Here is a 12,922-nt window from a genome sequence, read left to right on the forward strand (position 1 = left end):
CAATAAATCTGTATAAATTCACAGTGGAATGGTGGCAAAATACCCGCATACTCGGCGATTTAGCTATTTTCCCTTACCCGATAAACGGTGCCTATGGACGTTTCTGATCTGCTCGACAGCCTGAATGAAAAACAACGCGAAGCCGTGGCTGCGCCACGCTGCAACCTGTTGGTCCTGGCCGGTGCAGGCAGTGGCAAAACCCGGGTGCTGGTTCATCGCATTGCCTGGTTGTTATCAGTAGAAAATGCGTCTCCGTACTCAATTATCGCAGTGACGTTCACCAATAAAGCGGCGGCCGAAATGCGCCACCGTATTGAACACTTGATTGGCACCAGTCAGGGCGGAATGTGGATTGGGACTTTCCATGGGTTGGCGCACCGCTTGCTGCGCGCTCACCATATGGATGCTAACTTGCCGCAGGATTTTCAGATTCTCGACAGCGACGACCAGCTACGGTTATTAAAACGTTTGGTTAAAACACTGAATTTAGATGATAAACAATGGCCACCGCGTCAGGCGATGTGGTACATCAACGGCAAAAAAGACGAAGGATTACGGCCACAGCATATTGAGAGCTATGGCAATCCGGTTGAAGCCACCTGGCTGCGTATCTATCAGGCGTATCAGGAAGCTTGTGACCGCGCCGGTCTGGTAGATTTTGCCGAGCTGTTGCTGCGAGCACACGAATTGTGGCTAAACAAACCCCATATTCTTAATCATTATCGTGAACGCTTCACCAACATTTTGGTGGATGAGTTTCAGGATACCAACAATATCCAATACGCCTGGATCCGTCTGCTGGCAGGTGACCGTTCTAATGTGATGATTGTCGGTGACGATGACCAATCAATCTATGGCTGGCGTGGGGCGCAGGTGGAAAATATCCAGCGCTTCTTGAAAGATTTCCCCGGCGCTGAAACCATCCGGTTGGAGCAGAATTACCGTTCTACCAGCAATATTTTGACGGCAGCAAATACTCTGATTGCCAATAATGATGGCCGCATGGGGAAAAACCTGTGGACGGACGGTGCCGAAGGCGAACCGATCTCACTCTATTGCGCCTTTAACGAGCTGGATGAAGCGCGCTTTGTGGTTAACCGCATCAAAGCCTGGCAGGACAACGGTGGTGCTCTGAATGATTGTGCCATCTTGTATCGTAGCAACGCCCAATCGCGTGTTTTGGAAGAAGCACTATTGCAGACCGCGATGCCGTACCGTATTTATGGCGGTCAGCGCTTCTTCGAACGTCAAGAGATTAAAGATGCACTGGCTTATCTGCGGCTAATTTCCAACCGCAATGATGATGCGGCTTTTGAGCGAGTGGTCAATACACCTACTCGCGGTATTGGCGATCGCACCTTAGATGTGGTGCGCCAAACCGCCCGTGACCGTCAGCTAACGCTGTGGCAATCAACCCGTGCCATGTTGCAGGAAAAAGTGCTGGCAGGCCGTGCAGCCTCTGCGCTGCAACGGTTTGTTGAGCTGGTCGACTCCCTGGCTCATGAAACGGCGGATATGCCGTTGCATGTCCAAAGTGACCGAGTAATTCGTGATTCCGGTTTGTGGTCGATGTACGAACAGGAAAAAGGTGAAAAAGGTCAGGCGCGCGTTGAGAATCTTGAAGAGCTGGTCAATGCGACCCGCCAATACAGTTATCAGGATGAAGATCAGGACCTGATGCCACTACAAGCATTTTTGTCTCATGCAGCGCTGGAAGCGGGAGAGGGGCAGGCCGATGCTTATCAGGATGCAGTGCAATTAATGACTCTCCATTCCGCGAAAGGCTTAGAGTTCCCACAGGTGTTCATTGTGGGTATGGAAGAGGGGATGTTCCCGAGCCAGATGTCACTGGATGAAGGTGGCCGCTTGGAAGAAGAGCGCCGACTGGCCTATGTCGGGGTCACCCGCGCGATGCAGAAACTGACACTTTGCTATGCTGAGAGCCGCCGTCTGTACGGCAAAGAAGTGAATCATCGGCCATCCCGCTTTATCGGCGAACTGCCGCAGGAATGCGTCGAAGAAGTACGGCTACGTGCAACGGTTTCTCGCCCGGTTAACCACCGCAATATGGGGACGCCGATGAATGAAAATGACAGTGGTTTCTCACTGGGTCAGCGGGTGCGTCATCCTAAATTTGGTGAAGGTACCGTGGTTAATCTGGAAGGTAGCGGCGAACACAGCCGGTTGCAAATTGCTTTCCCCGGAGAGGGGATTAAGTGGTTGGTCGCGGCTTACGCCCGATTAGAAGCCGTATAAATTTACCCTGCGGTCTTGACGCCGCAGGGGTGTTAGCGGCTCTCACTTGACTGTGTAAGCTCATCGGGATGCGTTCATTTGCTGTCTTGCTGCAACGCCAATAACTTTGGGTAATTAATGTAGCCGCGGCATTAGCGGCTCTCATCCTGAGGCGCTTGCTTGGCATCGGTTTCAGCCTGCAACAAAATCGCTTTCCCCATCCACTGCGTCACATCCTGAATACCCGCATCATCCAAATGCCAAATATCTTTCAGCACCATAAACACTTCTGAGCCATAGATTAACGAGAAAGCATAGATCACCCGTTGCAAGGCCTCCGGTGACAACTTCCCTTCCAGCGGCTCGACAGCCAGCTTCAATAACCGCTTACGGTTACCACGCACCAACTTTTCTTCACTGTTAGGATTGCTGCGGTCAGCCGCCCATTGTTGCAATGACAGATGCAGCGCGGCACGAAGTACACCTTCGTGTTGCAACATGCGTGGATAAGCAAAAGAGAGCAGTTCTGCAATGCGTTGCCGGGCATCTGGTTGGGTAGGCTGCCATGCCAATATCGGCCCAAGGCTTTCATCGACCATGGCAGAAACCAACGCACTTTGCGTCGGGAAATAACGATAAGCCGTAGCGCGCGAGAGTTGCGCCGCATTTGCTACGTCTGTTATCGACGGAAATGTCCCTTGTTCATACATCGACATCGCCGTATCGATCAGTAACCGTCGGGTTCTGGCTTTGATGGTGGTCAGTGATGGAGAGACGCGCTCCTGTTTATCCTGATTATGCACGGTCACTCCATGGTCAATAACGAGTATCTGCGCTCACTATAACAAACCGACCGCACAAATCGCCATGAATGCATTTCACCTGCAAACTAATTTTGAGACTCTAGTCTCAAAAATCAGTAGTATCCTTTGCGAAAATGATACTCTAGTCTCAATATGATTCTATCTTAACCAACTCGCTTCGTTGTTCGGCTGTAAGTAGAAAATAAACTTCCAATAAAAAGAAGTGAGCTACACGCGCATTCATAGAAGGATGTTCAGATGCCTCGTCATATTTTTATCGCGACTACCACAGATACCAAAGGCGAAGAGCTGACATATGTCAGTGAATTGATTAAAGCAACCGGGCTAACAACGGTCACGGTGGATTTATCGACTAAAGAAGGCCAACGAGCCAGTGGCGCAGATATCTCTGCCGAGACAGTAGCGGGCCATCACCCCGATGGGCGTCAGGCGGTGTTCTGTGGTGATAGGGGGCGGGCGATAAGTGCAATGGCCGTCGCTTTTGAGCGTTTTATTGCCAGCCGTGATGATGTGGCCGCGTTATTAGGTCTGGGAGGTTCCGGCGGCACCGCGCTGATTACACCGGCGATGCAAAGCTTACCGATTGGTATTCCTAAACTGATGGTATCTACCATGGCTTCTGGTGATGTTTCAGGTTACATCGGTGCCAGTGATATCGCCATGATGTATTCCGTCACCGATATTGCCGGGCTTAACCGCATTTCTCGTCGTGTACTGAGTAATGCCGCTCACCAGATTGCCGGAGCAGTCTATTTCGCCAAAGAAGAGTTACTGGTTGATGATAAACCGGCGCTGGGCTTGACCATGTTTGGTGTGACAACTCCCTGTATTCAGGCCGTCAGTGCCGCATTATCAGACGAATATGACTGTTTGGTGTTCCACGCCACAGGTAGCGGCGGCAAAGCTATGGAAAAACTGGCCGAAAGTGGCTTGCTGGCGGGGGCACTTGATCTGACCACCACCGAGGTCTGCGACCTGTTATTTGACGGGGTATTGGCCTGTGGGCCGGAACGCTTCGATGCTATTGCTCACAGCAACATCCCGTATGTCGGCTCTTGCGGTGCATTGGATATGGTCAACTTCGGCAGCCCGGCAACTATTCCGGCTAAATATGCCGATCGCTTGTTCTATAAACATAACGCCCAAGTGACACTGATGCGCACCACCGAGCAAGAGAATATTCAAATGGCACGCTGGATTGGTGAAAAGCTCAATCGTTGTCAGGGTGAAGTGCGCTTCTTAATTCCAGCCGGCGGATTCTCAGCATTGGATGCGCCGGGCCAGCCATTCTGGGATGAAAAAGCGTTGAAAGCCTTTATTGATACGCTGGAAGAGACCGTCATTCAAACTGATAAACGCCGCTTAGTGCACTATCCGTTCAACATCAATGACCCAGAATTTGCCCAGGCCGCAGTAGAAAACTTTAAAGAAATAACAAAGAGCCCATCCCATTAGGGCCATTTTATTCGTGGAGAGATATATGCCAAAATTTCAACGCCAGGCCATTTTAGCCAAATTTCGGGAAATGATTGCCCGCCGTGAGCCGATTATCGGTGGCGGTGCGGGCACAGGGCTGTCAGCTAAATGTGAAGAGGCTGGTGGAATTGATCTTATCGTTATCTATAACTCAGGCCGCTATCGTATGGCGGGGCGTGGGTCGCTGGCAGGTTTGCTGGCCTACGGGAATGCCAATGAAATCGTGGTCGATATGGCCAAAGAAGTGCTGCCGGTAGTCAAAAATACGCCAGTGCTGGCGGGAGTGAATGGTACTGACCCATTCTGTCAGTTCGATCACTTTTTGGACCAATTGAAAGCATTGGGTTTTTCTGGCGTGCAGAACTTCCCAACCGTTGGGTTAATTGACGGTAACTTCCGTGCCAATCTGGAAGAGACTGGCATGGGGTATGGCTTGGAAGTGGATATGATCCGCCTGGCTCACGAAAAAGATTTACTGACCACCCCATATGTTTTCAGTGCCGCCGATGCGGTTGCCATGACACAAGCGGGTGCTGACATTATTGTGCCACATATGGGGCTGACGACTGGCGGTAACATCGGTGCGGACACGGCACTGAAACTGGCGGACTGTGTGCCTCTAATTAATGACTGGGCTGCGGCGGCAAAAGCGGTACGTGAAGGTATCATTGTGCTGTGTCACGGTGGGCCAATTTCCTCACCAGAAGATGCCCAATACATTATGGATAACTGCCCGCAATGTGACGGTTTTTATGGTGCCAGTTCGATGGAACGTCTGCCGACTGAAATTGCACTAACGGACACCACCAAACAGTTTAAAAATATAAAGCGTTGATATTTTGCCAATACCAAAGGGAAAGCCTGTTTTGTGAATTTTGCCGGTTTTTGGCTAAATGAAGATGCAGGATACACAAAACCGAAGTCGATGTTGGCTTCGGTTTTTTTTTGCTTTTTAGCCAGTTCATGCCAGATAGCTGCCGCCAAGATGTGTTATCGCCTGTTGTGTCCGTAACAACTAAAAATAAAGCTCACCTATTAACTACTTTTAACCGGTTGACAGTCTTTTTCTTCTCGGCGTAACATGCGCGCACTATTCTTGATGAGGACATTCGCCTTGGACACACCCAGTAGATACTGGCTCAATAACCTGTTCATATGGTGCAACTTCTAAGGCTATCCTCATATTTGCTGATAGCCTTCGTGGTTGTCAGCGGCCCCGCTAAGCCGTCGCTGTGAGTCAGATCTCCTTATGGTCTGAAACATAGAGTATTTATCAATACCTCGCTGTTTCTGTGCTTCAATGCGTTATCCCTATCCATCACCGCAAGGGAGTTTTGGCACATGCTGAGCGCATTTAAATTAAGTAACAATCGCTTATCCCGTTTGGAGCTGGATGAATCAGATGAGTCAGATGATCTGACCTCATCAATTTGGGTCGACTTAGTTGAACCGGAAGAAGGGGAGCGCGAACGCGTCCAGTCTGAGTTAGGGCAAAGCCTGGCGACCCGGCCAGAGTTGGACGACATCGAGGCTTCCGCCCGCTTCTTTGAAGATGAGGATGGCCTACATATCCACTCCTTCTTCTATTATGAAGATGCTGAAGACCATGCGGGTAACTCAACCGTGGCATTTACCATCCGTGATGGTCGCCTGTATACCCTGCGTGAGCGCGAGTTACCGGCTTTTCGTTTATATCGGATGCGGGCGCGTAACCAAACACTGGTTGATGGCAATGCCTATGAGCTGTTGTTGGATCTGTTCGAAACCAAAATTGAGCAGCTAGCCGATGAAATCGAAAACATTTATAGCGATTTGGAAGCCTTAAGTCGCGTCATTATGGAAGGGCAGCAAGGTGATGAATATGACGCCGCGTTGTCTACCTTAGCGGAACAGGAAGATATCGGCTGGAAAGTGCGCTTGTGTCTGATGGATACCCAGCGAGCACTGAATTTCTTAGTACGTAAAGCCCGCTTGCCGAGTGGTCAACTGGAGCAAGCCCGTGAGGTATTGCGCGATATTGAATCCCTATTGCCACACAATGAATCCCTGTTCCAGAAGGTTAACTTCCTGATGCAGGCAGCAATGGGCTTTATCAATATCGAGCAGAACCGGATTATAAAGATCTTCTCGGTGGTATCGGTGGTGTTCCTGCCGCCAACACTGGTGGCATCCAGCTACGGGATGAACTTTGAGTTTATGCCGGAATTGCGCTGGTCATTTGGCTATCCGGGCGCGATCAGTTTGATGATTATCGCGGGTTTAGCACCGTACTTGTATTTCAAACGCAAGAACTGGCTCTAACCTAACCTTCGCCCTTGAAGCTGCAGGGATGTTAGCTGCGTTCACGCACCCGAATCACTTGGACTGTGTAAGCTCATCGGGATGAGTTCACTGGCAGCCTACCTGCAACTTCAAGTTCTTTGGTTACCAATATCATAACTCGATGAGTAACCGGGCATTTTTGTCGGCTTGCTATCTAGGCGCGGCGCTTACGTTGGGTGTAGAGCGCATCCAATGTGAACAGCAACAGTGCCGCCCAGATAAAGGCGAAAGTCACCATTTTATCGTTGCCAATGGTTTCGCCGTAGAAGGTTACCGCCAGAATAAACATCAACGTTGGCCCGAGGTATTGGAAAAAGCCCAATGTCGATAGTTTTAAGCGAGTGGCGGCGGCGGTGAAGAACAGTAGCGGGATAGTGGTAATCACCCCGGCTGCTGCCAATAACAGGTTAAGCGACCACGCATTGGTGCTCATGTGGCTGGTTGGGCTATCGGCAATAAAGAACAGATACACCGCTGCTATCGGCAATAGCCACATAGTTTCCACCAGCATGCCGGTTTGGGCATCTATCCCGAGTTTTTTACGAATCAGACCGTATAAAGCAAAGCTTATCGCGAGTCCCAGGGCGATTATCGGTAGCGAGCCAAACTGCCATAATTGAATCAATACCCCGCCGAACGCTAATGCCACCGCAACCCACTGCATGCGACGAAAGCGCTCACCCAGAAACAACATGCCGAATAACACATTTACTAGCGGGTTAATGAAATAGCCCAAACTGGCTTCCAGCATATGATTGTGGTTTACCGCCCAGATAAACAACAGCCAGTTACTGGCAATCAACACAGCAGTAACTGCTAGCAATAACAGGCGTTTGCCGTTTCTACAGGCACTGCGTACCTGTGGCCAATTGCGGCTAACAGTTAGCAGAATCAACATAAAGAAAAATGACCAGATAATCCGATGAGTCAAAATTTCATCAGCCGGCACCTGCTGGATGAGCTTGAAATAAGCTGGGGCAATACCCCAAATAAAATAGGCTGCCAGAGCAAATAAAATGCCCTGACGGGTTCGTTGTTTATCCATGGTGTAGCTCGGGACAAGAAAGGAGATGCGGTGAGTGTACTTAACTTCGCGTTACGAATCATCACCGCTGACGGGCAAATCAGCCAACCAGATAAGTTGCCGTTGCGCTAGCGATATGCATTTGGCTTTCATTATGCAGCTCAACCCGGGCAACCGACACTTTATTGCCACTGCGTAAAATACTGCTGCTGGCAATAAAATGCTCGCCTCGGCCGGGGCGTAGATAGTCAACACGCAGATCGATAGTGCCCATTTTAGCCAGCTTCATTTGCAATTGTTCTTTAATGAGCGGTTCATGGCGTACCAGGCTATTCCCAACGCACACCAGTCCGGCAGCAACATCCAGCACTGCGGCAATAACGCCACCATGCAAAATTCGTTGTGCAATATTGCCAACTAACTTGTCATTATTATCGAAAGCAATCTCGGCGTAATCTTGCTCGAAACGGGTTAATCGCAGACCAAGCTCACGGTTAAATGGCATGTGATACACAAATACTTCGCCAATCATGCGGCGAGCATCCTCTAACGTTAAAGTTGTTACTGGCATTTTTCCCTATTCTCTTCTTGGTTGCCGATAAGCAATCATAGTGTAAGTTAACGAATTGTTTATTTTATGCTTCTGTTTTGTTGTTTTCCAGCCGTTAAGCCATAAATATAAACAACACTAATATCAGATAACATTTGTGTGTAGAATGAGCTGTTTTCATTACAAATAGAAATAATCCGTAAGGTGATGGGGGAATAATGGGAAGATTTTGGCGGATACTGATAGCGCTGTTACTGGTGCCAACGTTGGCACAGGCAGAAGCTGCAACGGTTGAGAAGATTCATGATGCACCTGAGGTGCGTGGTAGTATTATTGCGGCAATGTTGCAGGATCACGATAATCCGTTTCTGCTTTATCCATATGAAACAAACTATCTGTTATATACCTATACCAGTAATATCAATAAAGATGCTATCAGCTCTTATGATTGGGCTGAAAATGCCAAGAGGGATGAAGTTAAATTCCAACTGAGTTTAGGTTTCCCTATTTGGCGTGGTATTGCCGGTGATAACTCATTACTGGGTGCTTCTTATACGCAACGTTCTTGGTGGCAGGCATCCAATAGTGATGAGTCCTCGCCATTCCGCGAAACAAACTATGAACCGCAACTGTTCCTGGCATGGGCAACTGATTACGAGTTGGCGGGCTGGACTTTCCGTGAAGTAGAGTTTGGTTATAACCACCAGTCTAACGGTAAAGCGGATCCAACCTCACGTAGCTGGGATCGTGTATACACCCGTGTGATGGCACAGCGTGGCAATTTAGAAATTGACTTGAAGCCTTGGTATCGTCTGCCAGAAAGCGACGAGAAAGATGACAACCCGGATATCAATAAATACATGGGTTATTATCGTCTGAAAGTCGGTTATGCCTTGGGTGACAGTGTATTCAGCGTGGATGGCCATTATAACTGGAATACCGGTTACGGCGGCGCAGAAATGGGCTGGAGCTATCCTATCACCAAGCATGTTCGTTTCTATACCCAAGTGTTCAGTGGCTATGGTGAGTCAATGATTGACTATAACTTTAGGCAAACACGGGTGGGTGTGGGTATCATGTTAAACGATGTCCTTTAACGTCATCCGGCGTTAGAAAAGTTTCAGACACAGGCCGGTTAACCGGCCTGTGCAGATCTTATAGTTGGGGAAGAGTGTGTCGACCGCAGCAGTGATAAATAGGGAATTACTGGCAGTGCAGGTATTGCGAGATACTTTCGGCTATCAGCAATTCCGGCCCGGACAACAGGAAATTATCAACGCCACCCTATCAGGGCAAGACTGTCTGGTAGTGATGCCTACCGGTGGTGGTAAGTCCTTGTGTTATCAGATTCCGGCACTGGTGACGGATGGGTTGACGCTGGTAGTCTCTCCGTTGATCTCGCTCATGAAGGATCAGGTCGACCAACTGCTGGCCTACGGCGTTGGTGCGGGGTGCTTAAACTCGTCGCAAACGCGTGAACAACAGTTAGCCGTGATGGACGGTTGCCGTAGCGGTCAGATTAAGCTGCTGTATATTGCTCCAGAACGCTTGGTCATGGAGAGTTTCCTCGATCAATTGTATCAGTGGCGGCCAGCTTTATTGGCGGTGGATGAGGCGCACTGTATTTCTCAATGGGGTCATGATTTCCGCCCGGAATATCGTGCTCTAGGCCAGTTAAAGCAACGTTTCCCTGATTTACCGGTTATTGCGCTCACTGCCACGGCGGATGACGCGACGCGGGGGGATATTGTTCGTCTGCTTAATCTGGATCAGCCACTGATTCAAGTCAGCAGTTTTGACCGCCCCAATATCCGTTACACCTTGGTAGAGAAGTTCAAACCGCTCGATCAATTATGGCGTTTTGTGCAAGACCAACGCGGCAAAAGTGGCATTATCTATTGTAACAGCCGGGCAAAAGTGGAAGACACCACCGCCCGTTTGCAGAGCCGTGGCTTAAGTGTGGCGGCCTACCATGCCGGGCTGGATAACGAGCGTCGGGGACAGGTGCAGGAAGCATTCCAGCGCGATGATCTGCAAGTGGTGGTCGCGACCGTGGCCTTTGGTATGGGGATTAACAAACCCAACGTCCGCTTTGTGGTGCATTTTGATATCCCGCGCACTATCGAGTCTTATTATCAGGAAACCGGCCGTGCCGGGCGTGATGGCCTGCCTGCTGAAGCCATGTTGCTGTACGATCCGGCGGATATGGCGTGGTTGCGTCGCTGTCTGGAAGAGAAACCAGCAGGGGCACAGCAAGATATTGAACGGCATAAATTAAATGCTATGGGCGCTTTTGCGGAGGCGCAGACTTGTCGTCGTCTGGTGCTGCTCAACTATTTTGGTGAGGGTAAACAGCAGTCGTGTGGTAACTGTGATATTTGCCTCGATCCGCCGAAGCGCTACGATGGGCTGGCTGATGCACAAAAAGCCCTCTCGTGTGTTTATCGTGTCGGACAGCGGTTTGGTCTGGGGTATATTGTCGAGGTGCTGCGCGGGGCGAATAACCAGCGTATCCGTGAAATGGGTCATGACAAGTTATCAGTGTATGGGATTGGCCGCGAACAAAGCCACGAACACTGGGTCAGTATATTGCGCCAGCTTATCCATCTCGGGTTGCTGAGCCAAAATATCGCAATGTTTTCAGCGTTACAACTGACTGAGGCCGCTCGCCCGATTCTGCGTGCTGAATTGCCGTTACAATTGGCAGTGCCGCGTATTCAGAGCCTGAAAGTGCGCAGTAGCGCTAATCAAAAATCTTATGGCGGCAATTATGATCGCAAGTTGTTCGCCAAATTGCGCAAGTTGCGTAAATCTATCGCTGACGAAGGCAATATTCCGCCTTATGTGGTGTTTAACGATGCTACCTTGCTGGAGATGGCGGAACAGATGCCGATTACTGCCAGCGAGCTGTTGAGCGTCAATGGTGTTGGGCAACGCAAACTGGAGCGTTTTGGCGCGCCGTTTATGGCGATGATCCGCGACCATGTAGACAACAACGACGACTAACCGGTCGCCTTTCGCTAACGCCGCTGCGATTTTCGGTTCGCAGGGTATATGAGAATCTATCATGTTGATGCTATTCCTTACCGTTGCGCTGGTCCATCTGGTTGCATTAATGAGCCCAGGGCCGGATTTCTTTTTTGTCTCGCAAACTGCAGCCAGCCGTTCGCGCCGTGAGGCGATGATGGGGGTGGTCGGGATCTCGCTGGGAATTGTTATCTGGGCTGGTGTGGCGCTGATGGGGTTGAACCTTATCTTGCAGAAAATGGCGTGGTTACATCAGATTATTATGGTCGGTGGTGGGCTATATCTGTGCTGGATGGGGTGGCAACTGCTGAAATCTGCCCGAGCCAAACGTCATGGTAGCGAGGGGGTGGTTCAAGTTGCATTACCCGCCCGTGGTCGGACCTTCCTGCGCGGCTTCCTGACTAATCTGTCGAACCCGAAAGCCGTTATCTATTTCGGCAGTGTGTTCTCACTATTTGTTGGCGATGACGTCAGTGCGGGTGCGCGCTGGGGCTTGTTTGTGCTGATTGTTGGTGAAACCTTCGTTTGGTTCACTATTGTCGCCTGCGTATTTGCCTTGCCGGTGATGCGCCGTGGCTATCAGCGTTTATCAAAATGGATTGATGGACTGGCGGGGGTACTGTTTGCCGGTTTTGGTATCCATTTGATCTTATCGCGCTAATTAATGCCCCAACTGGCAGATGATGCCGGTTGGGTAATCATTTGTTTGAATTAGCATTACACTTTTCTGGCGGTTGCCAATAACGCGCCTACCAGCATAAATAAGCCACCAAATATCCGGTTCAGTAATTTCATTTGTTGTGGTGATTTAATCCAGCCAGCAATTCGGGTAGCGAGGGTGGCGTAACCAATCATCACAATAATATCAACCACCACGCTGGTGGTGCCGAGAATCAGATATTGCGCCACTTGCGGTTGGTGTGGCAGCACAAATTGTGGGAATAATGCCGCTAGAAAAACGATGCTTTTTGGGTTGGTAAGGTTAACAAACACCGCGCGTTTAAACAGTTTTCGCCGCGGCATACTGTTGGCTAGCGCATGCAGATCCAGCGCACCGGCAGCGCGCCATTGCTGAATCCCAAGCCAGATTAAGTAAGCCGCACCAAGCCATTTTAGTATTTCAAATGCCAGCAAGGATTGTGAAATCAGTGCACCCAACCCCACGCCAACTAATACAATGTGCACGGCTAATCCCAATTGCAGCCCGCAAATTGAGGCCACAACCCCGCGCGTACCGTGGCTGATGGCGGTGCTCATGGTGTTAATGGCCCCAGAACCAGGGGACAGGCTGAGGATCAATGTGGTCAGTAGATAGGTTAACCACCAGTCTAAGGTCATCGGCAAAGCTCCCTGAATGCATAAATTTATGCCACAATACTCTATTGCTAATAGTTGTGCTATGGCTCACAGAACGACTGGGTTTACCAGAATATCAGGTGTATTGAACATTGAGCAATTCCGGTC

11 protein-coding genes are annotated in these 12,922 nt (G+C 49.9%); 7 read left to right on the top strand and 4 right to left on the bottom strand.

Annotated elements, in window-relative coordinates:
- Window positions 1–93: 93 nt before the first annotated feature.
- Entirely contained in the window at window positions 94–2,256 is a 2,163-nt protein-coding gene (uvrD, locus tag V2A84_RS20260) for a DNA helicase II (RefSeq protein WP_442849032.1), read from the top strand.
- Between the two features lie 131 nt (window positions 2,257–2,387).
- Here uvrD and V2A84_RS20265 read toward each other — a convergent pair whose 3' ends face one another.
- Window positions 2,388–3,038 carry a TetR/AcrR family transcriptional regulator gene (locus V2A84_RS20265; protein WP_102970516.1) on the bottom strand — a complete coding sequence of 217 codons (651 nt, stop codon included), beginning with the start codon at window positions 3,036–3,038 and terminating at the stop codon, window positions 2,388–2,390.
- Window positions 3,039–3,296: 258 nt separating this feature from the next.
- Here V2A84_RS20265 and V2A84_RS20270 point away from each other — a divergent pair, with 258 nt between their 5' ends.
- The 3 genes from V2A84_RS20270 (at window position 3,297) to corA (ending at window position 6,836) form a co-directional block, all read left to right on the top strand.
- Window positions 3,297–4,514, top strand: coding sequence for a Tm-1-like ATP-binding domain-containing protein (locus V2A84_RS20270; protein WP_083161915.1), 1,218 nt, complete (start codon window positions 3,297–3,299; stop codon window positions 4,512–4,514).
- Between the two features lie 25 nt (window positions 4,515–4,539).
- Window positions 4,540–5,370 (top strand): phosphoenolpyruvate hydrolase family protein, encoded by an 831-nt coding sequence (locus V2A84_RS20275; protein ID WP_442821367.1) that lies wholly within the window; start codon window positions 4,540–4,542, stop codon window positions 5,368–5,370.
- A 506-nt stretch (window positions 5,371–5,876) separates the two neighbouring features.
- Window positions 5,877–6,836, top strand: coding sequence for a magnesium/cobalt transporter CorA (gene corA / locus V2A84_RS20280; protein WP_005188027.1), 960 nt, complete (start codon window positions 5,877–5,879; stop codon window positions 6,834–6,836).
- Between the two features lie 175 nt (window positions 6,837–7,011).
- Here corA and rarD read toward each other — a convergent pair whose 3' ends face one another.
- Together rarD and V2A84_RS20290 are read right to left on the bottom strand one after the other, a co-directional pair.
- Window positions 7,012–7,902, bottom strand: coding sequence for an EamA family transporter RarD (gene rarD / locus V2A84_RS20285; RefSeq protein ID WP_083161919.1), 891 nt, complete (start codon window positions 7,900–7,902; stop codon window positions 7,012–7,014).
- 79 nt (window positions 7,903–7,981) lie between these two features.
- Window positions 7,982–8,452 carry a thioesterase family protein gene (locus V2A84_RS20290; protein WP_083161922.1) on the bottom strand — a complete coding sequence of 157 codons (471 nt, stop codon included), beginning with the start codon at window positions 8,450–8,452 and terminating at the stop codon, window positions 7,982–7,984.
- 197 nt (window positions 8,453–8,649) lie between these two features.
- Here V2A84_RS20290 and pldA point away from each other — a divergent pair, with 197 nt between their 5' ends.
- From pldA to rhtC, 3 genes are all read left to right on the top strand, one after another.
- Entirely contained in the window at window positions 8,650–9,528 is an 879-nt protein-coding gene (gene pldA / locus V2A84_RS20295; protein WP_083161924.1) for a phospholipase A, read from the top strand.
- Window positions 9,529–9,604: 76 nt separating this feature from the next.
- Window positions 9,605–11,437, top strand: a complete 1,833-nt coding sequence (gene recQ, locus V2A84_RS20300; RefSeq protein ID WP_083161926.1) for an ATP-dependent DNA helicase RecQ — start codon at window positions 9,605–9,607, stop codon at window positions 11,435–11,437.
- Between the two features lie 61 nt (window positions 11,438–11,498).
- Entirely contained in the window at window positions 11,499–12,119 is a 621-nt protein-coding gene (rhtC, locus tag V2A84_RS20305; protein WP_083161929.1) for a threonine export protein RhtC, read from the top strand.
- A 56-nt stretch (window positions 12,120–12,175) separates the two neighbouring features.
- On the opposite strand, the gene rhtB is transcribed toward rhtC, so the two are convergent.
- A complete protein-coding gene (rhtB, locus tag V2A84_RS20310; RefSeq protein WP_005188003.1) occupies window positions 12,176–12,796 on the bottom strand; it encodes a homoserine/homoserine lactone efflux protein in 621 nt (206 codons plus the stop codon).
- Between the last annotated feature and the right edge of the window lie 126 nt (window positions 12,797–12,922).

It is taken from the genome of Yersinia sp. 2553 StPb PI, from assembly GCF_052217105.1.
Lineage (GTDB): Bacteria > Pseudomonadota > Gammaproteobacteria > Enterobacterales > Enterobacteriaceae > Yersinia > Yersinia enterocolitica_E.